Genomic DNA, 24,885 nt, shown 5'->3' with positions numbered 1-24,885 from the left:
CCCCTTGCGTCGAGCCCCGTGATGCCGGGGCTCGACGCCGCCCCCTGACCCGCTTCGTCACGACGACGAAGTCTGGAGACAATGATGAAGACCGTTCTCGTCGCCGGCCTGCTCGCCGCGTCCGCGCTCACCGGCGTCACCGCCGCGCTTTCGCAATCCACCACCGTCGCGCCCGCCGCGACCCAGCCTGCTCCAGCCGAGCCGGCCGCGAAAGCGGGCCCCACCTTCGGGTCGTTCGGCTTCGACGAGCAGGGCATGGACCGGACGGTCGCGCCGGGCGACGATTTCTACGCCTATGCCAATGGCGGCTGGGCGAAGGCGACGCCGATCCCTGCGGACAAGTCGAACTACGGTTCGTTCAACCTGCTGTCCGACCTGTCGGAGTCGCGTACGCGCGGTATCCTCGACACGGCGGCGAAGGATCCGCAGTCCAAGATCGGGCGCGCCTATGCGACGTTCCTCGACACCGGTACGATCGAGGTGAAGGGACTCGCGCCGATCCGTCCATGGCTCGGCCGGATCGCCGCGCTCAAGGACCGGGCAGGCTATCCCGCCTTGCTCGCCGAAGCGGACCGCGCCGGGATCGGCGGGCCGTTCGGCAGCGGCGTCGGGCAGGACGACAAGAGCCCCGAGCAGTACGCGCTGTCGCTCGGCCAGTCGGGGCTGGGCATGCCCGACCGCGATTATTACCTCAGCACCGACGCCAAGCTCGTCGAGGCGCGCGCCGCATACCAGGCGCATATCGCCAAGATGCTGACGCTCGCCGGTGAACCTAATGCACAGGCGCGCGCCGCGGCGCTGCTCGCGTTCGAGACCGAGGTCGCCAGGGTCAGCTGGACGCGCGTCGACAGCCGCGATGCGACCAAGACCTACAACAAGATGACCGTCGCCGATCTCGCCGCCAAGGCGCCCGGCTTCGACTTCGCCGGCTATTTCAAGGGCATCGGCACGCCCGTCCCGACCGTCATCGTCGCGCAGCCCTCCGCGATCACCGGCATCGCCAAGCTCGTCGCATCCGCGCCGATCGGCGTCCTCAAGGATCAGCTGATCCTGCGCTCGCTCGACAATTATGCCGACGTGCTGCCGAAGGCGTTCGATGCCGAGCAGTTCGCATTCTACGGCACCGTCCTCGGCGGTACGCCCGAGCAGGAGGCGCGGTGGAAGCGCGGCGTACAGTTCACCAGCGGTGCGCTCGACGACGAGGTCAGCAAGATCTACGTCGCGACATACTTCCCGCCCGAGACCAAGGCGGCCGCGGACAGCTTGGTCCGCAACGTCATCGCCGCGATGGACGCGCGGATCGACAAGCTCGACTGGATGGCGCCCGAGACCAAGGTCAAGGCGCATGCCAAGCTCGCCGCCTTCACGCCCAAGATCGGCTATCCGAGCCGCTGGAAGGATTATTCGTCGCTGACGATCACTGCGGGCGACGCGTTCGGCAACGCCTGGCGCGCGAACGAATGGCAGCACCGCGACAACGTCGCCAAGCTCGGCAAGCCGCTCCAGCGCTGGGAGTGGGGCATGACGCCGATGACGGTCAACGCCTATGCCAATTTCGGCATGGTCGAGATCGTCTTCCCCGCCGCGATCCTCCAGCCGCCCTTCTTCGATCCCAAGGCGGATCCGGCGGTCAATTATGGCGGCATCGGCGCGGTGATCGGTCACGAACTGAGCCATCATTTCGACGATCAGGGCTCGAAATATGATTCGAAGGGACAGCTGACCGACTGGTGGACGCCGCAGGACGTCGCGCGCTTCACCGCGCTGACGGGCAAGCTCGGCGCGCAATATGACGCGTATGAGCCGCTTCCCGGGCTGCATGTGAAGGGCCAGCTGACGATGGGCGAGAACATCGCCGATCTCGCCGGGCTCACGGTCGCGCACGACGCGTATATGACGTCGCTCGGCGGCCGGACGCCGCCGGCCATCGGCGGGTTCAGCGCGGACCAGCGTTTCTATCTCGGCTGGGCGCAGGTCTGGCGGCGCAACTACCGCGAGGCCAATCTGCGCCAGCGGCTGCTGACCGATCCGCACTCGCCCTCGCAGCAGCGCGCCGCGGTCGTCCGCAATCTCGACCCGTGGTACGCGGCCTATCAGCCCAAGCCTGGGCAGAAGCTGTACCTGACGCCGGATCAGCGGGTCCGCATCTGGTGACGCGCGGGAGCGGACATCGCGCTTGACGCTGAACCCCGGAACGGCGGAAGACCCGCGCATGGTTTCGCTTCCGCTCAACACCCCCGTATCGCCGCTTCGCACGGCGGGGCTGATCGCCGGTATCGTCGGCCTGGGGGCGGCGGGGCTCGTGCTGTTCCTGATCGGCAACATGCTGGTCGCGGCAGGATTTCTCGGCGCGGCGATCCTCGTCGTCGGCGCGATCTGGGCGTGGCACGCGCTGTCGCCCGAACGCCGCAGCGATCCGCGCGCGATCGACTGGGACTTCACCCGGGCGATCGCGCAGGCGAGCAGCGACGCGGTCGCGGTGACCGACCGTGCGGGCCGGCTGGTCTGTGCTAATGATGCCTATGACGCGCTGTTCGCCGGGTTCCCGACGCCCCCCGGGCTGCCGCTCGACGACGCGGGCGTCGCCGCGCTCGGTGACGCGGGCCGCACCGCGTGGCGCGACGGTCGCGCGATCGCCGAACGCCTCGTCGCCAACGGGCTGCGTGTGTCCGCCGAGGTCACGCGCGCGGGCGACGAGGCCGACATGCTCGTCTGGCGGTTCCTGACCGCGCCCGAATACGACCTCGCGCAGACCGTCGAGCGGCTGATCGCGGGCCCGACCGGCGATCGCCTCGGCAGCAGCGGGATCATGGTCGCGCTCATTACCGCGGACGGCCGGATCCGCGCGACCAACCGCGTGCTTCGCGCGCGCGCGCTCGGCGACGGGCAGGACCTGATCGAGGGCAAGGACTTCGCGCGGTTCCTCGTCACCGACAGCCGCGGGCTCGTCCGGTTCGCGCATGAGGGGCTGATCGGCACGCCGCTGCGCGTCCTGCAGGTCCCGTTCATCGAGGGCGACGATGCGCCCGTCCTTGTCATGCTGCTCGACGAGGAGGAGAACGCCCCCGCGATCGGCGCCAGCGCGTCCGCGCATGTCAGCAATCTCGTCAGCCTGATGCCGTTCGGCATGGCACTGGTCGACCGCGACGGCCGCTTCATCCAGATGAACGACTCGTTCCTGCGTGCCGCGGGCGTCAACGGCACGGTTCCGCCGCTCTATCCGGGCGATCTGGTCGTGCGCGAGGACAAGGCCGCGGTCGCCGACGCGATCCGCCGGTTCGCGGGCGGGGTCACGCATTCGACCGACATGGCGGTCCGCCTCAAGGATCACCCCGACGAACCCGTCGCGCTCACCATCGCCGGCGCGCGCGGGCTCGGCGACGCCGCGGTCCTGCTCAGCCTCAAGGACAATTCGGAGGAATCGCGTCTGAAGCGCGAGGTCGCGCAGGCGACCAAGATGCAGGCGGTCGGCCAGCTGGCGGGCGGTGTCGCGCATGATTTCAACAACATCCTGACCGCGATCATCGGGCACTGCGACCTGATGCTGATGCGCCATTCGCCTGGCGACAGCGATTACGACGACATCCAGCAGATCCGCACCAATTCGAACCGCGCGGCCGGCCTCACGCGCCAGCTGCTCGCGTTCAGCCGCCAGCAGACGCTGCGCCCGCAGATCCTTCAGCTTCCCGATGTCGTCTCCGAAGTCTCCAATCTGCTCAAGCGGCTGATGGGCGAGACCGTCCGTCTCGACATGATGCACGGGCGCAATCTGGGACCGGTGCGCGCCGATCCGGGGCAGCTCGAACAGGTCGTCGTCAATCTCGCGGTCAACGCGCGCGACGCGATCCTGTCCGCCAACCCCCGTGGCGGCGGGACGCTGACGATCACCACGCGCGGCGTCTCCTCGACCGAGGTCCGCCAGATGGCATCCGACATCCTGCCGATCGCCGACTATACCGCGCTGATCGTCCAGGACACCGGCGCCGGCATCCCGCCCGACGTACTGCCCAAGATCTTCGAGCCGTTCTTCACGACCAAGGAGTTCGGCAAGGGAACCGGACTCGGGCTCTCGACGGTATACGGCATCGTCAAACAGTCGGGCGGGTATATCTTCGCCGAATCGAAGCCGGGGCAGGGGGCGACCTTCAGCATCTTCCTGCCCGTCCATGCCGCGCCTGCCGCGCCGCGGCTCACGCTCCCCAAACCCGCCGCCAAGCCCGCGGATCTCTGGGGCACGGGGACGATCCTGCTGGTCGAGGACGAGGACATGGTCCGTGCGGTGGCCGAACGTGCGCTCACGCGGCAGGGGTACAGCGTGCTCACGGCGGAGAATGGCGAGATCGCGCTCGAGGTGATGGCGCGCAACGGCCGGCCCGACCTACTCATCACCGACGTCGTCATGCCGACGATGGACGGACCGACGATGGTCCGCCACGCGCGCGAGAAATATCCCGACCTGCCGATCGTCTTCATGTCGGGCTATGCCGAGGAACAGCTTCGCAAGTCGATCGACCTCGACAATGTCGAATTTCTCCCCAAGCCGTTCTCCGTGCAGCAGCTCGCCGAGGCGGCGCGCGACGTACTTGCCGGACGTTAAGCAACAAGGTGTTGGCAGACTGTAACAATCCCGCCTAAGGCGGTGCGATGAACGTTCCCCAGCAAATCCTCATCGTCGAGGATGAACCCTTGATCGCCATGATGCTCGAGGATTTTCTAGAGGTCTTGGACAAGGCCGTGGCCGGGTCGGTCGACACGGTCGCCGATGCCCTGTCGCGAATCGCGCAGGGCGGCGTCGACGGCGCGATCCTCGACGTCAATCTGCGCGGTGGGGAAAAGAGCACCGCGGTTGCCGAGGCGCTCGCGGCGCAGGGCGTGCCGTTCGTCTTCGCCACCGGCGGCGGTGACGACGGCGTCGCACCCGAATTCCGCGACCGCCCCCGCCTGCAGAAGCCCTTCACGATGGACGGCGTGGCAAAGGCCCTCGAAGCGCTGTGACGCCGTCATCCTGACGAAAGTCAGGACCCAGAGTTAATACTACCGTGACCCGTGTTTCGCGCGAATGAGCCCCTCTGCGTTCTGCAAGGGCGGGACAGTTTCGCGTGCTCGCGTCAAAAATCGACGCAACTCTCTTGCGCGAATGCCCCTTCCCGCGACATAGGCGGTCGCCATGACCCGCACATTCGATAAATCACGCCTGCCGAGCCGTCACGTCTCCGTTGGTCCCGAACGCGCCCCGCACCGCAGCTATTACTATGCGATGGGGATTCCCGAGGAGGATATCGCCCGGCCGTTCGTCGCCCTCGCGTCCGCCGGCAACAACTCGGCACCCTGCAACACCACGCTCGACGCGCAGGCCGATGCCGCACAGGCGGGCGTCATCCAGGGTGGCGGCATGCCACGCCGCTTCAACACGATCACGGTCACCGACGGTATCGCGATGGGGCATCAGGGGATGAAGGCGAGCCTCGTCAGCCGCGAGGTCATCGCCGATTCGGTCGAACTCTCGGTCCGCGGCCATTGCTACGACGCGCTCGTCGGCTTTGCCGGCTGCGACAAGTCGCTTCCCGGTATGATGATGGCGATGCTGCGCCTCAACATCCCGTCGGTGTTCGTTTATGGCGGCTCGATCCTGCCCGGCCGCTATCAGGAGCGCGACGTCACCGTCGTCGACGTGTTCGAGATCGTCGGCAAATATGCGGCGGGCGCGTGCCCGCTGTCCGAAGTCCATGCGCTGGAGAAGGTTGCCTGCCCCGGTCACGGTGCGTGCGGCGGCCAGTACACCGCCAACACGATGGCCTGCGTCGCAGAGGCGATCGGTTTGTCCATTCCGAACAGCAACATGGTGCCCGCACCGTACACGACGCGTGAACAGATCGCGGTGGCCGCGGGGGCGCAGGTCATGGAGTGTCTGGCAGATAATATCCGTCCGCGCGACATCTGCACGCGGGAGGCGTTCATCAACGCCGCGCGCGTCGTCGCCGCAACGGGTGGCTCGACCAACGCCGCGCTGCATCTGCCCGCGATGGCGTCCGAGGCCGGGATCGAGTTCGACCTGTTCGACGTCGCCGAGATCTTCAAGACGACCCCGTACATCGCCGACCTCAAACCCGGCGGTAAGTATGTCGCCAAGGACATGTACGAGGCCGGCGGCGTCTACATGCTCATGAAGACGATGCTCAGCGGCGGCTTCCTCGATGGCAGCTGCATGACGGTCACGGGCAAGACGCTCGGCGAGAATATCGACCAGGTGACGTGGAACCCCGACCAGAAGGTCATCTACGACATCAACACGCCGCTGACCCCCACCGGCGGCGTCGTCGGCTTACGCGGCAGTCTCGCCCCCGACGGCGCGATCGTGAAGGTCGCCGGCATGCACCGCCTCCAGTTCTCCGGGCCAGCGCGCGTGTTCGACTGCGAGGAGGACACGTTCGCGGCGGTCGAGGCCCGCGAGATCAACGAGGGTGAGGTCATCGTCATCCGCTACGAAGGGCCCAAGGGCGGCCCGGGGATGCGCGAGATGCTGTCGACCACCGCCGCGCTCTATGGCTTAGGCATGGGCGAGAGCGTCGCGCTGATCACCGACGGGCGCTTTTCGGGCGGAACGCGCGGGTTCTGCATCGGCCATGTCGGCCCCGAAGCCGCCGATGGCGGCCCGATCGCGCTCGTCGAGGACGGCGACATCATCCATATCGACGCGGAGGCGGGGACGATCGATCTCGACGTTCCCGAGGGCGTGATGGCCGCGCGTCGTGCCGCCTGGGTCCCGCGCCCGACCGATTATGGCTCGGGCGCACTCTGGCGCTATGCCAAGACCGTCGGTCCGGCGTACAAGGGTGCGGTCACGCATCCCGGAGCCGCAGCCGAAACCCATGTCTACGCGGATATCTAGACGATCGCAGTATGTTGTGACCCTTCTTTCGCTCCCGCTCGCATCCTGCGGGCAGGAGCAGCCGGGCGCTTCGGAGACGGCGCAGCGTCGCGACGACGCGCAGGCGGCGATGCATATCCCGTGTGCGAAGGGCAACGCCGCGCTCGTGGCCGATTGCACGATCGAACAGGCTGCGCGGCCTGACGGCATCGTCCTGACGATCCGTCACCCCGGTGGCGGGTTTCGTCGGTTGCGCGTCACGGCGGACGGCCGCGGTGTCGTCGCCGCCGACGGGGCCGAGCAGGCGCGTGTCACGGTGCCCGCGGCGGGGAGCATGGATGTGACGCTGGGTACCGAGCGTTACCGTCTTCCGGCAACGGTCCGCGCGGAGGCAACCGGCTCATGATCCCGATCGAGGGCCAGCCCGTCCTGACCGCCGCCGAGATGCGCGCGGCCGAGGAGGCGGTGATCGCAACCGGCGTCTCGGTCGACACGCTGATGGACCGTGCGGGCACGCGCATCGCGCACGCGGTCCGTCGCCTCGCGGGGGCGAACGCCATTCTCATCCTGTGCGGCCCCGGCAACAATGGCGGCGACGGCTATGTCGCCGCGCGCGTGCTCGCGGACCTGGGCGCGACGGTCCGCGTCGCGGCACTGTCCGAGCCCCGGACCGATGCGGCGAAGGCGGCAAGAGCAGGGTGGTGCGGCCCCGTCGAAACACTCGCCGATGCCAGACCCGTCCCGGTGCTCGTCGACGCGCTGTTCGGTACCGGCCTGACGCGCCCGCTGGATGCGGCGGCGGCGCAGCTTCGCGCGTTGGCCGACGCCGCGGGTGTCAGCATCGCGATCGACCTGCCGAGCGGCCTCGCCACCGACACGGGCACGGCGCTCAGCACGCCCCCCGTCTTCGATCTCACGCTCGCACTTGGTGCGGTGAAGCCCGCGCATCTGCTCCAGCCCGCCGCGCGCTATTGCGGGACGATCCGCCTGCTCGACATCGGCGTCCCCGTCATCAGCGAGGCCGCGGTCCTTGCGCCGCCCGTGCTCGCGGCGCCGGGCCCCGATTCGCACAAATATACGCGCGGCATGGTGGCGGTCGTCGCGGGTGGCATGCCGGGCGCAGCGGAGCTGGCGGCCCACGCCGCGATGCGCGCGGGCGCCGGCTATGTGACGCTGCTCGGCGACACCGCAGGCGCGCCCCACGCGCTCGTCCGCGCGCCACTGACCGACGCGGCGCTCGCCAATGACCGGATCGGCGCGGTCGTCATCGGCCCGGGGCTCGGCCGCGACGATCGCGCGCGCGCCCGGCTCGACGCGGCGCTCGCCGCAGGCCACCCACTCGTCATCGACGGCGACGCGCTCCGCCTGCTCGACCCAGCGCGGATCGCGGCACTCGGGCTTCCCGTCATCCTGACGCCGCATGCGGGCGAATTCGACGCGCTCTTCGGCAGATTCGATGCGGACAAGATCACGCGCACGCGCGATGCCGCGGTCTGCGCGGCTGCGGTCGTCGTCTTCAAGGGCGCGGACACCGTCGTCGCCGCGCCCGACGGCCGCGTCCGGATCGCGCACGGTGCGAGCGACTGGCTCTCGACCGCGGGGACGGGCGACGTGCTCGCCGGCGCGATCGGCACGATGATGGCGGCGCGGCTCGATCCGTTCGCCGCCGCCTGTGCCGGAGTGTGGCTCCACGGCGACGCCGCGCGCCGGTCGGGACCGGCATTTATCGCCGATGACTTGGCGGATGCGCTCCGGTCGGCCAGAGCGTCGGCATGACCTCCGACATCACGCCCGACATCGCCCCCGACCTCATCATCCGCGTTGCCGCGCGCGGTGACGGCATCACCGCGGACGGTCGCCACGCCGCGCTGACCGCGCCCGGCGACACGCTCGCACCCGATGGCACCGTGACGCACGGGGTCCACCACCAGACGCCGCCCTGTGTCCATTTCCCGACCTGCGGCGGCTGCCAGCTCCAGCATCTCGACGACCAGAGCTATGCCGAGTTCGTGACCGACCGGATCGCCTCCGCGCTCGACGGGCAGGGGCTGTCCGCCCCGCTACGCACGCCGCACGTCTCGCCCGAACGCAGTCGCCGCCGCGCGACGCTCCACGCCGAGGCCAAGGGGGGCAGGATCACGCTTGGCTTCACTGCCGAGAAGGCGCACACGATCGTCGACATCAAGGAATGCTGGATTCTCGATCCGCGCCTGTTCGCACTCGTCGAGCCGCTCCGCCAGCTGCTCAGGCGGCTCAACTTCCGCCGCCGCGCCGACATCCACCTGACGCTCGCCGACCAGGGCGCGGATATCCTCATCACCGGCTTCGCACCCGAAGGCCTCGCCGCCGCCGAGGCGCTCACCCGGTTCTGCGAGACGCACAAGGTCGCGCGTGTCGCGTTCGACGACGGCCTCGGGCCCGAGACACGCTGGGAGCCCGACGCGGTCACGATCACGCTCGGCGGCGTCCCCGTGCCGCTGCCGCCCGCGTCGTTCCTTCAGGCGACTCCCGACGGCGAGGCCGCGCTGACCGATGCCGTGCTCGAGGCGATCGGCAAACCCGCCACGGTCGCGGACCTGTTCGCGGGGCTCGGCACCTTCACGCTCGCGATCCCCGCCAAGGTCTATGCCGCCGAGGGCGCACGCGATGCGCTGTCGTCGCTGAAGGCGGCCGCGCACCGGTTGCAGCGTCCGGTCTATCCCGAGCACCGCGACCTGTACCGCCGCCCGCTGACGACCGCCGAGCTCGACCGGTTCGACGCGGTCGTCATTGACCCGCCGCGGTCGGGCGCGCGCGAGCAGATGGCGGCGCTTGCCGAGAGCAAGACGCCCGTCATCATGTACGTCTCGTGCAATCCGGCGAGCTTCGCGCGCGACGCGAAGGACCTGTGCGCGGCGGGGTGGCGGATCGACTGGATCCAGCCGGTCGGCCAGTTTCGCTGGTCGACGCATGTCGAACTCGCAGCAAAGTTCGTCCGCGACGCGCAGCCGTCCTGACGCCCGCGTCATCCGGATGAAAGTCGGGACCCAGGGTAACGGGCGCAGTGCTGCGTGACCCAGGGTCCCGGATCAGGCCCGCGATGACGGCGGCGGATACACGGCCGTCACGAAGTACAACCCGTCGGGCGGTGCATTCAGCCCCAGCATCGCGCGATCCCTCGCCGCCAGTGCCTCCGCCACATCGTCGACCGCCCAGCGTCCCATGCCCACCAGCGCGAGGCACCCAACCATCGACCGCACCTGGTGATGCAGGAACGACCGCGCCGCCGCGTGGATGAACAGCCGCTCGCCGTCGCGCACCACCTCGAGCCGGTCGAGCGTCCGCACCGGGCTGTCCGCCTGGCAATGCGCCGAGCGAAACGTCGTGAAATCATGCCGCCCGACCAGCGCGGCCGCCGCCGCCGCCATCGCGTCCGCATCGAGCGGCTGCGGCACCTGCCACGCCAGCCCCGCCTCGAACGTCAGCGGCGAGCGGCGGTTGACGATTCGGTACTCGTACGACCGCCCGATGCACGAAAACCGCGCATGCCAGTCGTCGTCGACGACCTCGCACGCCAGCACCGACACCGGCGCGGGCCGCACCAGCGCGTTCAGCGCCTCCATCAGTCGGAACGCCGCGACCGGCTTCGCGATGTCGACATGCGCACGCATCGCCATTCCGTGCACGCCGGCATCGGTCCGACCTGCCGCCTGCACTGACGCGGTCTCGCCGGTCATCTTCAGCACGGCCGCCTCGAGCGCCGCCTGGACGCTTGGCCCGTGCTTCTGCCGCTGCCACCCCATGAACGGCCGCCCGTCGAATTCCACCGTCAGCGCGAACCGCGTCAAAGTTGCGTACCCGAGGGGATCGCGAAGCCGCGGAGCAGTTCCGTCGCCGACGTCACGCCGCGCCCCGCGCGCTGGACGATCGTCGGCCGGATCGCGCCGTCGCCGCATGCGATCGTCAGTTCACCATTGACCGTCATACCCTCGCTGCCCGGGAAGGTGAAGGGCAGCACGTCGGCGGCCAGCACCTTCACGCGCTCGCCCTTGTACTCGAACCACGCCCCCGGTGCCGGGTTCATCGCCCGGATCAACCGCTCGACCTCGGTCGCGTGCTTCGTGAAATCGATCCGCGCCTCGGCCTTGTCGATCTTGGCCGCGTAGGTGACGCCCGCGTCGGGCTGTACGCGCGCCGGGTGCGCGTCGAGATCGCCAAGCACCTCGAGCATCAGCCGCCCGCCCATTGCGGCAAGTTCGCGCGTAAGGTCGCCCGTCGTCTTCCCGACGATCGGCGTCCGCGCCTCCAGACGGACCGGCCCGGTGTCGAGACCGGCCTCCATCTGCATGATCCCGACCCCCGTCTCGCTGTCGCCGGCCAGGATCGCGCGCTGCACCGGCGCCGCGCCGCGCCACCGCGGCAACAGCGAGCCGTGGACGTTCAGGCATCCATGTTTCGGTGCGTCCAGAATGACTTGCGGCAGGATCAGGCCATAGGCTGCGACCACTGCGACGTCGGCATCGTGCGCGGCGAACGCGGCCTGTGCCTCCGCCGTCCGCAGGCTGGTCGGGGTGAAGACGGGAATGCCCGCCGCCTCGGCGCGGACCTGCATCGCGGAGGGGACCAGCTCGCGCCCGCGCCGCCCGCCCGCGCGGGGGGGCTGGCTGTAGACCGCGACGACGTCGTGTTCCGATGCCACCAGCAGCGCGTCGAGGATGTCGCGCGCGAACTCGGGCGTTCCCATGAAGATGATCCGCATGCTCCACCTCGAACACGCTGGCGGGGAGGCTTGCAACCCCCTATCTGTTCCCGATGGCATCCCCAGAGATCGAGGCGTTGACGCAGGCGCTGGCCCGGCTTCCCGGCCTAGGCCCGCGATCCGCGCGTCGCGCCGTGCTGCACCTGCTCAAGAAGCGCGACGCCGCGCTCGGCCCCCTGCGCGAGGCGCTGACCGCGGTCGACGAACGGCTCCAGAACTGCACCGTCTGCGGGAATGTCGATACGACCAACCCGTGCGGGATATGCGCCGACCCGCGCCGCGACCAGCGCGCGCTGTGCGTCGTCGAGGAGGTCGCCGACCTCTGGGCGCTCGATCGTTCGCGGCTGTTCCCCGGCCGCTTCCATGTCCTGGGCGGGCGCCTCTCCGCGCTCGAGGGCATCCGCCCGGAGGATCTCAGCATCGACAGCCTCGTCCGCCGGATCGAGGCGGGGGGCGTCGACGAGGTCGTACTCGCGATGAACGCGACGCTCGAGGGGCAGACGACCGCACACTATATCGCCGAGCGGATCGAACGCTTTCCGATCCGCGTCACGCAGCTTGCCCACGGGCTCCCGGTGGGGGGTGAACTCGACTATCTCGACGAGGGCACGCTGGCGCAGGCGCTTCGTGCGCGACGTCCGATGGCTTGACGGCACCCGGCGCAAAACCTAGCTGCGCGGTATGACCGTCATGACCGTTCTCGAAGTCCCCGATCCCCGCCTGCGTCTCGTCGCCGAGCCAGTGGAGACGGTCGACGATTCGATCCGCACGCTCGTCGCCGACATGATCGAGACGATGTACGACTCCAACGGCATCGGCCTCGCCGCAACGCAGGTCGGCGTCCAGAAGCGTGTCCTCGTCATCGACCTGCAGGATGAGCAGGGCGAGGACGAAAAGCCGATCAAGAATCCCAAGGCGTATATCAACGCCGAGATCCTGTCGGTCAGCGACGAGGTATCGACGTACAACGAGGGCTGCCTCTCGATCCCGGATCAATATGCCGAGGTCGCGCGGCCAGCGCGGTGCCGCGTCAAGTGGCTCGACGAGACCGGTGCAGCGCATGAGGAGGATCTCGACGGCCTGCTCTCGACCTGCATGCAGCACGAGATCGACCATCTCGACGGCGTCCTCTTCATCGACCATATCAGCCGTCTCAAGCGCGACATGGTACTCAAGAAGCTGGCAAAGGCGCGTAAGCTTGGCTGACCCGCATGCGGTGATGCGGTTATTGGCGCCCGACGCGCCCCGCGTCGCACTTAGGCGTGATTCTGAATGACTGCTCGCCGCCCCGGCCAAGGCCGGGCGCGGTCCATCGCAGCACCGCCAGCGTTGGCCCTGCGGGGCGTGGCCACGCTACGTTTTTTGCTTCGAATGCGGAAAAGCGCTGCTAGAGCGCGGGGCAGGCAGTGGAAAAATACTGCTGTCCTACACGGCGTGTTCGACCTATGTTCCCGGCATGCCAGGCCAGACCGTCACTGCCGCGTCGTCGTGTATCGATCATGACGACCAGGGCGGGCACCGGCGCCGGCGCGTATGCCTCTTCAACTTGTGGATCGATTCATGACCGACCTCGTGATCGTCGCCGTGCTTGCGGCTGCTGCCGGGCTCCTGCTCGGCTGGCTGCTGGCGTCACGCCGCGCTGCCACGCTCGCCAGCGACCTCGCCGTCGCGCAGACCAGGGTGGCCGATGCCGACCTTATTCGCACCGCGCGCGATGCGGTCGAGCGTGAACGCAACGCCGCGCTGCAGGATCTCGCCACGCTCCGCGCGCAGAGCGCCGAACGTGCAGGCGAGGCGGATCGCCTTCGCAGCGATCTGCTGACGATCCGCGCGGACCGCGATGCGGCGCGGACCGAACTGGCGACCGAACATGCGCGCAGCGAGGCGTTCGAGGCGCGTCTGGTCGAACTGCGCGAGGCCAAGGACGTCATGGCCGCGCAGTTCGGCGATGTCGCCAACAAGCTGCTCAACGACGCGCAGAAGACGTTTCTCGACCGCGCCGACGCGCGCTTCCGCCAGTCGGAGGAAAGCGCTGGCCAGAACCTCAAGTCGATGCTCCAGCCGGTCAGCGACCGCCTTCAGCGCTATGAGGAAGGCGTCGCCAAGGTCGAGGCGGACCGTCGCGATGCGTTCGGCGATCTCAAGGGGCAGATCGAGCAGATGCGGCTCGGCCAGGAAAAGGTCTCGACCGAGGCTGCCAAGCTCGTCAACTCGCTCCGCAACGCGCCCAAGTCGCGCGGCCGCTGGGGCGAGCAGCAGCTCAAGAACGTGCTCGAAACCTGCGGGCTCAGCGAGCACACCGATTTCCAGACCGAGGTCTCGGTTGCGGTCGGCGACGACGGTGCGCGGCTCCGCCCCGACGCGATCATCCGCGTCCCCGGCGGGCGCGCATTGGTGATCGACGCCAAGGTCTCGCTCAACGCCTATCAGGATGCGTTCGGCGCGGTCGACGATGCCGAGCGCCTGATCGGTCTGGCGGCGCACGCCGCGTCGATGCGCGCGCACGTCAACGGTCTGGGCAACAAGGCGTATTGGAGCCAGTTCGCCGACACGCCGGACTATGTGATCATGTTCGTGCCCGGCGAGCATTTCCTGTCGGCGGCGCTCGAGCACGACCCGACCCTGTGGGACTTCGCGTTTGAAAAGAGGGTGTTGCTCGCCACTCCTACCAATTTGATTGCGATCGCCCGGACAGTGGCGGCGGTCTGGCGTCAGGAAAAGCTCGCCAACGAAGCGCGCAAGATCGGCGAGCTCGGCAAGGAGATGCACGACCGTCTTGCCAAGGTCGCCGACGATCTCCGCAAGGTCGGGGTCGGATTGAACAGCGCGGTGAAGAACTTCAACGGCTTCACCAACTCGTTCAACGGCCGCCTGATGGTCACGGGCCGCAAGTTCCGCGACCTCAATATCGAGACCGGTGCTCGCGATCTCGAGGACGTGTCGTCGGTCGATGCGCTGGCGTTGGGGGAGGGACCGGCGCTGATCGAGAAGCCGGAATGTTAAGGCGCTATATCAACGCTGTTGGGCAAGGACCTCATACGCCATGACGGCGGTCGCAACCGCAGCGTTCAGGCTGTCGGCCTTGCCCAGCATCGGAATCTTGACCAGCGTGTCGCACCCTTCCGCCATCTCGGCGGGCATACCCTGCGCCTCGTTTCCGGTGAGCAGGAACGTCGGCGCGGCGTACCGCGCGGCGCGGTAGTCGGTCTCGGTATCGAGGCTTAAGCCGACCAGTTGCCCGGGTCCGCTGCGGAGCCAGCACTGGAAGGGCGCCCATTCGGTCTTGACCACGGGAATCGTGAATAGCGCGCCCATGCTTGCGCGAACCGCCTCGACCGAAAACGGATCGACCGACTCGCCGATCAGGATCAGCCCACCCGCGCCGACCGCATCGCCGGTCCGCAGGATCGTCCCGAGATTACCCGGATCGCGCAACCGCTCGGCAACCAGCCAGATCCCGGCGGACTCCCGGTCGAGTTGCTCCAGCGTCGTATCGAACTCGTCGAACACTCCGACGACCGCTTGCGGGTTATCCTTGCCCGACAGTTTGGAGAGGATATCCGGCGTCGTCTGGATCGACTCGCCACCCGCCTCCTCGACGTCCATCGACAGCGCATGGACCAGTGGATGGTTCGCGCTCGCGGCGGCGTAGAACAGCGTCCGGGGCAGCCGCCCCGTCTCTCGCGCCTCGGTCAGGATACGCAATCCCTCCGCCAGGAACTGCTTCGCCGCTCGCCGATGCCGTTTGTCGCGCAGATCACGGACATATTTGATGAGCGGGTTGGAGAACGCGGTGATTTCGCGGGGCATCTATCAGGCGTCCAGCGCGCGGGAGGGAGAGAAGTCTATGAGCACGCGCCGCTCATGCCCGTCCGTACGCGCTCCGGCAAGCCGTGCAGCGGGCTGGTTCGCCGCGGATCAGTCCTCGCCGAACTTTGCCTCGACCAGTTCGGCCAGCCGGGTGACGGCTTCGTCGGCGCCGTCTCCGTTCGCCGATATCGTGATCGAATCGCCCATTGCGGCACCGAGCATCATCAGCCCCATGATCGACGTGCCCGTGACGCTGCCCGACCCGTCCTTCTCGACCTGGACGTCGCAACTCTGCGACGAGGCGAGCGTGACGAACTTCGCGCTGGCGCGGGCGTGCAGGCCGCGGCGATTGGTGATCAGGACAGTCCGTGCGACGCTCACGCCGCGGCCTCGCCGAGAACCTCGGACGCGACCGAGATATATTTGCGACCCGCTTCTCGCGCGGCCGCGACCGCGGCGACCACGGTCATCGCCTTGCGCGCCGACCCGAGCCGGATCAGCATCGGCAGGTTCATCCCGGCGATCACCTCGACGCGGCCGCGTTCCATCAGCGAAATCGCCAGGTTGGACGGCGTGCCGCCGAACAGGTCGGTCAGCACGATGACGCCGCGGCCCGTGTCGACGTCGGCGATCGCCGCGGCGATATCCGCGCGGCGTTCCTCCATATCATCGTCAGGCCCGATCGCGATTGTCGCGACGCGTTCCTGTGGACCGACGACGTGAATCATCGCGGTGACGAATTCCTCGGCAAGCCGCCCATGGGTCACCAAAACTAGGCCGATCATATCAGACGCTTCATACTCATGTGCCGACCGGTAGTCCCTCGAGCGAGTCCTGCGGCGCGGCCCCCAGGTCGCGATGGATGACCGTGGGCGAAAAACCCTCGACGCGCAACCGTCCGGCGATCCGTTCGGCGACATGAACCGAGCGATGTCTCCCTCCGGTACACCCGATCGCGACGCTGACATAGGATTTGCCCTCCGCCTTGTAGCGCGGGAGCAGCAGGAGCAGCAGGTCCTCGATCCGCGAGAGGGCGGCCTCATAGGCGGGGTCGGCTGCGATATAGGCGGCGACGTTACCGTCCAGTCCGGTGCCCGGACGCAGGCTGTGGACCCAATGCGGATTACGCAGAAAACGCATGTCGAACACCATGTCCGCGTTGCGAGGCAGGCCCCGCGAGAACCCGAACGACTGGATCGACAGCGTCGGCGTTCCGCGTTCACCGCGCGCGAATTCCGCGCGAATCTGCTGTGCGAGTTCGTTGGCGGACAGTGTCGTCGTGTCGATCAGCCGGTTTGCCCAGTCGCGCAATGGTCGCAGCAGTTCGCGTTCGCGCGCGATGCCGTCACCGGCGGGGCGATCCAGCGCAAGCGGATGGCGACGTCGCGTCTCGGAATAGCGTCGCTCGAGTTCCGTGCTCGCACAGTCGAGAAACAGCGTGCTGATCTCCAGCCCGTGTTCGTCACGCAGATCGCGGATGCGACTGATGATCCGCTGCGAGTCAAAATCGCGCGTGCGGGCGCCGATGCCGATCGCAAGAGGCTGCTTGCCGTCCTCGAGCGCGTTGTGCGGGGGCGGGGTATCGAGCAATCGATCGAGCAACAGCAACGGCAGATTGTCGACGATTTCCCAGCCAAGGTCCTCCAGCGTCTTCAGCACGGTGGACTTTCCCGCGCCGGACATGCCGGTCAGAAGCAGGATAGGTTTGTGGTGAGTCGTCAAGCGAGTGCAACTCCGTTGCGCAGGGCGAATTCGATCTTGATCGGTGCAGAGCTATGGAACGGCTCGATCGCAACTTCGGGTACGTCGATCCCGGCGATCCGTCGGATTCTCCGATCGGGCATGCGCTGGACCTGGTCCTGCAACCTGACGAGCATCGCCACGGGTATGTCGGCGACATGCGGCATAGACAGGATGCCGACGCCGCGGATCTCCAGCTTGCCAGCGATCGTCTGCGGCGGGCGCGCCAGCAACCGCGAACCGGCGCGGATGAGCAGCGTCTGGTCGTCGCTGATGAGCACCGCGCCACGGTCGATCAGCCGCAGCGCCAGATCGGACTTGCCCGACCCCGACGGCCCCTCGATCAGCACGGCAACGCCGCCGATCGCGACCGCCGTCGCATGCAGCCGGTCCGATGACAGTTCGACCATCGCGCAGGCTCCTCAACTATCATTCAGGGGAATGCGGATGACGAAGCGTGCGCCACCAAGGCGATCTTCCCGCGATTCGACGGTAATCGCACCCTGATGGCCTTCGACGATCGTCCGGGCGATGGCCAGACCCAGTCCCGAATGTCGGCCGAAGGTCTCCAATTCCGGTCGGACCGAATGAAAGCGACGGAAGATCGCGTCCCGTGCGTCCTCCGGTACGCCCGGTCCCTCGTCCTCGATCCGGATCACGAGATGCTGCGCCCCGCGAACCGTCGACACGGTGATCAGCCCGCCATCGGGTGAGAACGACACGGCATTGTCGATCACATTCTCGATGACGCGCTCGAGCCGCGCGCCCTCGCCGAGGATGACAAACGGGCCATCGGTGCCGCGGTCGAAACGGATGCGGATATCCCGCTCGACGCCCCGTGCGGTGCGCTGTGCGAGCAGGCCATCGATCAGCGTCGCCATGTCGACCGGCTCGAACTTTGCCCGGCTCAGTTGCGCGTCGAGACGCGAGGCGTCGGAGATGTCCGAGATCAGCCGGTCGAGCCGATGGACGTCATCGCGGACGATCGCCATCAGCTGCTCCTGCAGCGCCGGGTCGCGCACGCGGGAAAGACCCTCGACGGCAGACCGCAGCGAAGCGAGCGGGTTCTTCATCTCGTGCGTGACGTCTGCGGCAAACGCCTCGGTCGCATCGATCCTTGCGCGGAGCGCGAGGCTCATGTCGGACAGCGCGCGCGCCAGCATGCCGAGCTCGTCGCGCCGAGAGGGGAGTCGCGGAACGACCACTTCGCGCGCTCGTCCCAGCCTGACCCGCACAGCGGCGCGCGCCAGCCGCCGCAAGGGCCGGACGATCGTCCGTGCCAGGAACAACGACAGCAGCACGGAGACGATCGAGACGAGCAGCAGAACCATGCTCAGGCGGAAACGCTCGATCCGGACGGTCCGCGTGATGTCCCGGGCGTTCACCGTCGTCATGACGACGCCGCCGCGGGGCAGCGGTGCGGATGCCGTGATGACGGGGGTACGGTCCGGCGCACGCCACACGGTCGCCGAGATACGCTGGTACCGGCGTGCTCGGTCGACGTCGGGCCAGGATTGGCCGGCGCTGCGCTCGCGGTAGAGCGGTGCTCGCGGCGCCATCACGACGATATCGATCACCGCGTCGAGGAAGCGCGCGACGTCCTGACCCCAATCCTCCTTGTCGGGATCCTGGAGCACGAAATTGCGCAGTCCGAGCAAGCGGCTGTCCACGATCGGCTTTCCGGCAGCGTCGTAGAGTCGGATACGCGAGCCGGTATCATTGCCTAGCCGAACGATCAGCGGGTCACGTAAGTCGGGCGCGACCGCGGCGAGCGCTTCGCCGATCAGCCGTGCCTCGCGCCCGGCTTGCGCCACGCGGCTGTCGAGGATCCGGCTGCGATAGGAATCAAGGTAGAAGAACCCGCCGGCCAACAGCAGCAGCGCGAAGATGTTGACCGCCAATATCCGCCGGGTGAGCGAGATCTGGCCCGACCAGCGCAGCGTCAGATCCCGGCCATCTTCACTTTCGCGCAGATCGTCGATGTCGTGCAGATCGGGGGCGGGCATGCTAATCGTCTGAAAATCTGTATCCGGCGCCATAGAGCGTCTCGATCGCATCGAATTCCGGGTCGACCTGGCGGAACTTGCGGCGAAGGCGTTTGATATGGCTGTCGATCGTCCGGTCGTCGACGTAGATGTCGTCCTGATAGGCCGCATCCATCAGCTGGTTGCGGGTCTTCACGATCCCCGGCCGCTGCGCGAGCGTTTCTAGGATCATGAACTCGGTCACGGTGAGCGTTACGGGAAGCCCGTTCCACATCGTCCGGTGTCGCGCCGGATCCATGTTCAGACGACCACGATCGAGCGGACCCGCCGTCTCCGCTTCGGTTTCCGATCCCGGGGACTGCGTCAGTTCGGTGCGCCGCAGGATCGCTCGGATACGCGCGATCAGCAGACGTTGCGAAAAGGGCTTGGCGATATAGTCGTCGGCACCCATCGCGAGGCCCAGCGCCTCGTCGAGCTCGTCGTCCTTGCTGGTCAGGAAGATGACGGGAATCTGGCTCTTCTCGCGGAGCCGACGGAGCAGCTCGAGCCCATCCATTCGCGGCATCTTGATATCGAAGATCGCGAGATCCGGCGGGTTGTCGGTCAGCGCTTTGAGCGCCGTTTCCCCGTCGGAATAGATACGCGTCGTGAACCCCTCGGTCTGCAGCGCGATCGACACCGAGGTCAGGATGTTCCGGTCGTCATCGACCAACGCGATCGTCGCGGTCATGGGAAAACTGTCATTCGATCGCCGTTCGCATCCGTCATGCATCCATCACGTGCGGACCGGACTAAGCCAAAGTCGGGCGCCACTCAACAACATCGCGCGTTTGAGCCAATATGGGTCATGAAATGTCTGACGATGGTAAGATTGTAGGTTACCCCGTTTGACCCGTGCCGGGGCGCCGGATACATCGACTTTCAATCACATACATACGTATGCGGCAGAGTTTATGGAGAGTTGACGTGGCGGATTTGCGCATTCCCGATGGCGGGCTGGCAGTACAGGGGATCGAGACCCCGGCGAAACTGCACTGGAACCTCGTTACCGCCCAGCTCGTCGAGGCCGCGCTCGAGCGTGGCGAGGGCACATTGTCCGCCGATGGACCCCTCGTGGTGACGACGGGGGCCCATACGGGGCGCTCGGCGCAGGACAAGTTCATCGTCCGCGATGCCGAGACGGAAAGCACCGTGTGGTGGGGCAAGAGCAACAAGGCGATGGAGCCGGCGCATTTCGAGGCGCTCAAGGCCGACTTCTTCAAAGCGCTCGCCGATCGCAAGGAGCTGTTCGTCCAGGATCTGTACGGTGGGTCGCAGACGGATCATCGCGTCCAGGTCCGCGTGATCACCGAACTCGCCTGGCATAACCTCTTCATCAGGACGATGCTGGTTCGTCCCGAAGAGGCCGCGCTCAAGGGCTTCGTAGCCGATTATACGATCGTCGATCTGCCGAGCTTCCGCGCCGATCCGGCCCGTCATGGTTGCCGCAGCGAGACCGTGATCGCGGTCAACTTCACCGACAAGCTCATCCTGATCGGCGGCACCAAATATGCCGGCGAGATGAAGAAGTCGGTGTTCGGACTGCTCAACTATCTGCTGCCGCCGACCGGCGTCATGCCAATGCACTGTTCTGCCAACATGGGACCGAACGGCGATACCGCCGTATTCTTCGGCCTGTCGGGCACCGGCAAGACGACGTTGTCCGCCGACGCGAGCCGTACCCTTATCGGCGATGACGAGCATGGCTGGTCCGATACCGCCGTCTTCAATTTCGAGGGTGGCTGCTATGCGAAGATGATCCGTCTCTCCGCGGACGCCGAGCCCGAAATCTTCGCGACCACGAAGCGGTTCGGCACGGTGCTCGAAAACGTCGTGATGGATCCGACGACGCGCCTGCTCGATCTCGACGACCACACGCTCGCGGAAAACAGTCGCGGTGCCTATCCGATCGACTTCATCCCGAATGCGTCGGATGAGAATATGGGCCCGGTTCCCCGCAACATCGTGATGCTGACCGCGGACGCCTACGGCGTTCTGCCCCCAATCGCGAAGCTGACGCCCGATCAGGCGATGTACCATTTCCTGTCGGGCTACACGGCTCGCGTGGCGGGAACCGAGATCGGCGTGACGGAGCCCGATGCGACATTCTCGACGTGCTTTGGCGCGCCGTTCATGCCCCGCCACCCTTCGGTGTACGGCAATTTGCTCAAGGAGCGGATCGCAAAGGGTGGCGTCGACTGCTGGCTGGTCAACACCGGCTGGACGGGTGGCAAATATGGCGTCGGCAACCGGATGCCGATCAAGGCCACGCGGGCATTGCTCAACGCGGCGCTCGACGGCAGCCTGAACGACGCGACATTCCGGACCGATCCAAACTTCGGGTTCAAGGTGCCGGTCAGCGTCCCGGGCGTCGACGACGCGATCCTCGACCCGCGCGCCACCTGGGCGGACAAGGATGCCTACGACGCGACGGCGGCAAAGCTCGTCGACCTGTTCGTCGAGAACTTCGCGCAGTTCGCCGATCATGTCGATGAGGGCGTCCGGCAGGCCGCACCCAAGACTCGCGAAGCGGCATAACGGGACGGATCGGTCCTGACCGGTCGTCTGTTTCGGGGCGGGGGTGCTGCATATTGCACGCCCGCCCCGGGTATACGTCGGGTCAGACTGGCGTCACGTCCGCCACGCCGTCGGCGACGCGCGTAATCCGAACACGTGTCCCAGCCGCGGCGTCGTCCCCGCGTGCCGGCCAGCTTCCATCGCCGACCAACACCCGCCCGCGTCCCTCCACGATCGCCGTTTCGACGATCACGATCTGCCCCACCATCCTGGCGGACCGGTCGTTCAGCATCGGGTCGGCACCCGCAACGGGATAATCGCGGTACCAGCGCCGGCCGATCAGGACCGTCACGGTGCTCCAGACCGCGAATGACGCCAACTGGACGGCGATCGGCAACTCCGGAAGCGCAAGAAGGGCAATTCCGGTCACGGCTGCGGCAATTGCCAGGAACACGAAGAATATCCCGGGCGCGGCAAGCTCCGCGATCCCGAGCACAAGCGCGGCAATCAGCCACGCGCCAGCCGCACCGATCATTCCCATCAGGTCGTGGGCGGTTCGGTTGAGGACGACAGTTCAAACGGACCACGCGGCGCCGGTTTGGCTGGGGGTGGACTGACCGTGTCGCGCAGCGCATCCTTGGCGAGTTCGCCGATCCCACCCAGCGTGCCCATCAGCTGTGTCGCTTCGACGGGGAACAATATGGTCTTGGCGTTCGGCGAAGTTGCGAACTTGCCGATCGCCTCGACATATTTCTGCGCGATGAAATAGTTGATCGCCTGCGCCCCGCCTTCCTCGATTGCGTGCGAGACGGCGCGGGTGGCAGCGGCTTCGGCTTCGGCGGCGCGCTCGCGTGCTTCCGCATCGCGAAACGCCGATTCCTTGCGCCCCTCGGATTCGAGGATCCGCGCCTGTTTCTGTCCCTCGGCACGGAGGATTTCAGAGGCGCGTGAGCCCTCCGCATCGAGGATGTTGGCGCGCTTCTCTCGTTCGGCTTTCATCTGCCGGCCCATCGCGTTGACGATGTCGGCCGGCGGCCGGATGTCCTTGATCTCGACGCGCGTGATCTTGACGCCCCAGGGGGTCGTCGCATGGTCGACGACGCTCAGCAGGCGCGCGTTGATCTCGTCGCGTTTCGACAGGGTCTCGTCGAGGTCCATCGACCCCATCACCGTCCGGAGATTGGTCGTCGTGAGCTGAAGAAGCGCCTGGTACAGGTCCGACACCTCGTACGCCGCCTTTGCGGAGTCGAGCACCTGGAAGAACACGACGCCATCCGTCGAGATCATCGCATTGTCCTTCGTGATGATCTCCTGACCGGGGATGTCGATGACCTGTTCCATCATGTTGACCTTGCGGCCTACACGGTAAAAGAACGCGGGGTAGAAGTTGAAACCTGGCCGGGCGACCGCGGTGAACCGACCGAAATGCTCGATCGTGTACTGATATCCCTGACGGACGATCTTGATGCTGGTCATCAGGTAGAAAAGCACCAGCGCCACTGCGAGCGCGGCTATTACGAGGCCCATGGTAACTCCCTCATCCGTGTATCGCTTCGCTATAGCACGTCGACCGACGAGAGGCCTAGCCGTACGCGTCGGCTTTGGTTACATGGCGCGCCACCTCACACCCAGGATCGGCAGCTTACATGGATATCCGCCTCGGCCTCACCTTCGACGACGTCCTCCTGTATCCGGGCGAGTCGGACGTCCTGCCTAGCCAGGCGGACACGCGTACCCAACTGACGCGCGGCATCGCGCTGAACATCCCGATCCTGTCCTCGGCGATGGACACCGTCACCGAGGCGGACATGGCGATCGTCATGGCGCAGCTTGGTGGCATTGGCGTGCTCCACCGCAACCTCACCGTCGAGCAGCAGGTGGCGGCAGTGCGGCAGGTCAAGCGGTTCGAGTCGGGCATGGTCGTCAATCCGATCACGATCAAGCCGACCGCGACTCTGGGCGAGGCCCAGGCATTGATGGCCGGGCACCGCATCAGTGGTATCCCCGTCGTCGAGGCGGACGGCAAGCTCGTCGGCATCCTCACCAACCGCGACGTGCGCTTTGCCGGCAACCCGCAGCAGCCCGTCAGCGAGTTGATGACGCATGAGAACCTCGCCACGGTTTCGACCGAAGTCGGCAAGGAGGAAGCCCGCCGCCTGCTGCATCAGCGCCGGATCGAGAAGCTGCTCGTCGTCGATGCGCAGTATCGCTGTGTCGGGCTGATCACCGTCAAGGATATCGAGAAGGCGGTCATGTTCCCCGACGCCACGAAGGACGAGGCAGGCCGGCTGCGCGTTGCGGCCGCCACGACGGTCGGCGACAAGGGGTACGACCGGACCGAGCAGCTGGTCGATGCCGGCTGCGATCTGATCGTGATCGATACCGCGCATGGGCATAACCGTGACGTTGGCCGCGCGGTCGAGCGCGTCAAGAAGCTCTCCAATTCCGTCCAGGTCGTCGCTGGCAATGTCGCGACCGCTGCGGCAACGCGCGCGCTCATCGACGCCGGTGCCGATGGCATCAAGGTCGGGATCGGGCCCGGTTCGATCTGTACGACGCGTGTCGTCGCAGGCGTCGGCGTGCCGCAGCTGACCGCGGTCATGGATTGTGCCGAAGCGGGTCACAAGGCGGGCGTCCCCGTCATTGCCGATGGCGGGATCCGGACCTCGGGCGATATGGCCAAGGCGCTCGCCGCGGGCGCGTCGACCGTCATGATCGGCTCGCTGCTGGCCGGGACCGACGAGGCACCGGGTGAGACGTTCCTGTATCAGGGACGCGCCTATAAGTCCTATCGCGGGATGGGCTCGGTCGGCGCGATGGGCCGCGGCTCGGCGGACCGCTATTTCCAGGGCGATATCAAGGATCAGCTGAAGCTCGTTCCCGAGGGGATCGAGGGCCAGGTCGCCTATAAGGGGCCGGCAAAGGACGTCATTCATCAGCTCGTCGGCGGCATCAAGGCGGCAATGGGCTACACAGGCTCGGCAACGATCCCCGACCTTCAGTCGCGCGCCGAATTCGTCCAGATCACCGGCGCGGGCCTGATGGAGAGCCATGTCCATGACGTGACGATCACGCGTGAGGCGCCAAACTACCCGACCCGCTAAGCGCTTACCCCCGAAAATATTCCCCTCCCGGCGCCGGGAGGGGCTAGGGGAGGGCATGATGATGAGCTTGTTGTACCAATCGCC

The 24,885-nt window shown here is 67.0% G+C and carries 23 protein-coding genes; 12 read left to right on the top strand and 11 right to left on the bottom strand.

All coding sequences use genetic code 11. The features are described 5' to 3' along the window. Positions 1–84 precede the first annotated feature (84 nt). The 7 genes from AC0CH3_RS07680 to AC0CH3_RS07650 all read left to right on the top strand — a co-directional run bounded on the left by AC0CH3_RS07680 (position 85) and on the right by AC0CH3_RS07650 (position 9,864). Positions 85–2,154 carry a M13 family metallopeptidase gene (locus AC0CH3_RS07680; RefSeq protein ID WP_354300022.1) on the top strand — a complete coding sequence of 690 codons (2,070 nt, stop codon included), beginning with the start codon at positions 85–87 and terminating at the stop codon, positions 2,152–2,154. Positions 2,155–2,212: 58 nt separating this feature from the next. Next, complete coding sequence (locus AC0CH3_RS07675) at positions 2,213–4,597, top strand: hybrid sensor histidine kinase/response regulator (RefSeq protein ID WP_354300020.1); 2,385 nt, start codon at positions 2,213–2,215, stop codon at positions 4,595–4,597. Between the two features lie 47 nt (positions 4,598–4,644). Further along, positions 4,645–4,995: a response regulator gene (locus AC0CH3_RS07670; protein WP_056023383.1), complete on the top strand. Its 351-nt coding sequence runs from the start codon at positions 4,645–4,647 to the stop codon at positions 4,993–4,995. 172 nt (positions 4,996–5,167) lie between these two features. Then, the gene (ilvD, locus tag AC0CH3_RS07665) at positions 5,168–6,889 is read left to right on the top strand and encodes a dihydroxy-acid dehydratase (protein WP_354300018.1); all 1,722 of its coding nucleotides are present in this window, start codon (positions 5,168–5,170) and stop codon (positions 6,887–6,889) included. 16 nt (positions 6,890–6,905) lie between these two features. Beyond that, a complete protein-coding gene (locus tag AC0CH3_RS07660; RefSeq protein WP_354300016.1) occupies positions 6,906–7,274 on the top strand; it encodes a hypothetical protein in 369 nt (122 codons plus the stop codon). Beyond that, positions 7,271–8,644 carry an NAD(P)H-hydrate dehydratase gene (locus tag AC0CH3_RS07655; protein ID WP_354300014.1) on the top strand — a complete coding sequence of 458 codons (1,374 nt, stop codon included), beginning with the start codon at positions 7,271–7,273 and terminating at the stop codon, positions 8,642–8,644. Before AC0CH3_RS07660 ends, AC0CH3_RS07655 begins: the two co-directional genes overlap by 4 nt. Further along, positions 8,641–9,864, top strand: coding sequence for a class I SAM-dependent RNA methyltransferase (locus tag AC0CH3_RS07650; protein WP_354300012.1), 1,224 nt, complete (start codon positions 8,641–8,643; stop codon positions 9,862–9,864). The genes AC0CH3_RS07655 and AC0CH3_RS07650 overlap by 4 nt, the downstream gene beginning before the upstream one ends. 72 nt (positions 9,865–9,936) lie before the next feature. Here AC0CH3_RS07650 and truA read toward each other — a convergent pair whose 3' ends face one another. Both truA and fmt read right to left on the bottom strand, forming a co-directional pair. Further along, complete coding sequence (gene truA / locus AC0CH3_RS07645) at positions 9,937–10,695, bottom strand: tRNA pseudouridine(38-40) synthase TruA (protein ID WP_354300010.1); 759 nt, start codon at positions 10,693–10,695, stop codon at positions 9,937–9,939. Further along, a complete protein-coding gene (fmt, locus tag AC0CH3_RS07640; protein WP_354300008.1) occupies positions 10,692–11,606 on the bottom strand; it encodes a methionyl-tRNA formyltransferase in 915 nt (304 codons plus the stop codon). Before fmt ends, truA begins: the two co-directional genes overlap by 4 nt. A 53-nt stretch (positions 11,607–11,659) precedes the next feature. Between fmt and recR the strand changes: the two genes are divergently transcribed. The 3 genes from recR to AC0CH3_RS07625 all read left to right on the top strand — a co-directional run bounded on the left by recR (position 11,660) and on the right by AC0CH3_RS07625 (position 14,609). Further along, positions 11,660–12,256, top strand: coding sequence for a recombination mediator RecR (gene recR, locus AC0CH3_RS07635; protein WP_056023361.1), 597 nt, complete (start codon positions 11,660–11,662; stop codon positions 12,254–12,256). Between the two features lie 31 nt (positions 12,257–12,287). Further along, positions 12,288–12,812, top strand: coding sequence for a peptide deformylase (def, locus tag AC0CH3_RS07630; protein ID WP_354300006.1), 525 nt, complete (start codon positions 12,288–12,290; stop codon positions 12,810–12,812). A gap of 354 nt (positions 12,813–13,166) precedes the next feature. Beyond that, the gene (locus AC0CH3_RS07625; RefSeq protein ID WP_465237742.1) at positions 13,167–14,609 is read left to right on the top strand and encodes a DNA recombination protein RmuC; all 1,443 of its coding nucleotides are present in this window, start codon (positions 13,167–13,169) and stop codon (positions 14,607–14,609) included. A gap of 9 nt (positions 14,610–14,618) precedes the next feature. Here the strand turns inward: AC0CH3_RS07625 and AC0CH3_RS07620 are convergent, their stop codons facing one another. The 7 genes from AC0CH3_RS07620 to AC0CH3_RS07590 form a co-directional block, all read right to left on the bottom strand. Continuing rightward, entirely contained in the window at positions 14,619–15,416 is a 798-nt protein-coding gene (locus tag AC0CH3_RS07620) for a TrmH family RNA methyltransferase (protein ID WP_465237741.1), read from the bottom strand. Between the two features lie 108 nt (positions 15,417–15,524). Beyond that, positions 15,525–15,797, bottom strand: coding sequence for an HPr family phosphocarrier protein (locus AC0CH3_RS07615; protein ID WP_056023351.1), 273 nt, complete (start codon positions 15,795–15,797; stop codon positions 15,525–15,527). Then, positions 15,794–16,201 (bottom strand): PTS sugar transporter subunit IIA, encoded by a 408-nt coding sequence (locus tag AC0CH3_RS07610; protein ID WP_056023348.1) that lies wholly within the window; start codon positions 16,199–16,201, stop codon positions 15,794–15,796. Before AC0CH3_RS07610 ends, AC0CH3_RS07615 begins: the two co-directional genes overlap by 4 nt. A gap of 16 nt (positions 16,202–16,217) precedes the next feature. Then, positions 16,218–17,138 carry an RNase adapter RapZ gene (gene rapZ / locus AC0CH3_RS07605; protein ID WP_354299999.1) on the bottom strand — a complete coding sequence of 307 codons (921 nt, stop codon included), beginning with the start codon at positions 17,136–17,138 and terminating at the stop codon, positions 16,218–16,220. Then, positions 17,135–17,566, bottom strand: coding sequence for an HPr kinase/phosphorylase (locus AC0CH3_RS07600; RefSeq protein ID WP_354299998.1), 432 nt, complete (start codon positions 17,564–17,566; stop codon positions 17,135–17,137). Before AC0CH3_RS07600 ends, rapZ begins: the two co-directional genes overlap by 4 nt. A gap of 12 nt (positions 17,567–17,578) precedes the next feature. Continuing rightward, positions 17,579–19,162 carry a sensor histidine kinase gene (locus tag AC0CH3_RS07595; protein WP_354299996.1) on the bottom strand — a complete coding sequence of 528 codons (1,584 nt, stop codon included), beginning with the start codon at positions 19,160–19,162 and terminating at the stop codon, positions 17,579–17,581. 1 nt (position 19,163) lies between these two features. Further along, positions 19,164–19,871, bottom strand: a complete 708-nt coding sequence (locus AC0CH3_RS07590; RefSeq protein WP_056023338.1) for a response regulator transcription factor — start codon at positions 19,869–19,871, stop codon at positions 19,164–19,166. Between the two features lie 245 nt (positions 19,872–20,116). On the opposite strand from AC0CH3_RS07590, the gene AC0CH3_RS07585 reads away from it, so the two are divergent. After that, a complete protein-coding gene (locus AC0CH3_RS07585) occupies positions 20,117–21,718 on the top strand; it encodes a phosphoenolpyruvate carboxykinase (protein WP_457325462.1) in 1,602 nt (533 codons plus the stop codon). 82 nt (positions 21,719–21,800) lie between these two features. On the opposite strand, the gene AC0CH3_RS07580 is transcribed toward AC0CH3_RS07585, so the two are convergent. Both AC0CH3_RS07580 and AC0CH3_RS07575 read right to left on the bottom strand, forming a co-directional pair. Next, complete coding sequence (locus AC0CH3_RS07580) at positions 21,801–22,232, bottom strand: NfeD family protein (protein ID WP_354299992.1); 432 nt, start codon at positions 22,230–22,232, stop codon at positions 21,801–21,803. Between the two features lie 5 nt (positions 22,233–22,237). Continuing rightward, on the bottom strand, positions 22,238–23,224 hold the full coding sequence (locus tag AC0CH3_RS07575) for an SPFH domain-containing protein (RefSeq protein WP_354299990.1): 987 nt from the start codon (positions 23,222–23,224) through the stop codon (positions 22,238–22,240). Between the two features lie 119 nt (positions 23,225–23,343). Here AC0CH3_RS07575 and guaB point away from each other — a divergent pair, with 119 nt between their 5' ends. Further along, positions 23,344–24,801, top strand: a complete 1,458-nt coding sequence (gene guaB, locus AC0CH3_RS07570; protein ID WP_056023327.1) for an IMP dehydrogenase — start codon at positions 23,344–23,346, stop codon at positions 24,799–24,801. Positions 24,802–24,885 lie beyond the last annotated feature (84 nt).

The organism is Sphingomonas sp. AC449, assembly GCF_979253475.1.
The sequence above is the reverse complement of the archived record's forward strand: the minus strand, read 5'-3'. Positions and strand labels throughout refer to the sequence as shown.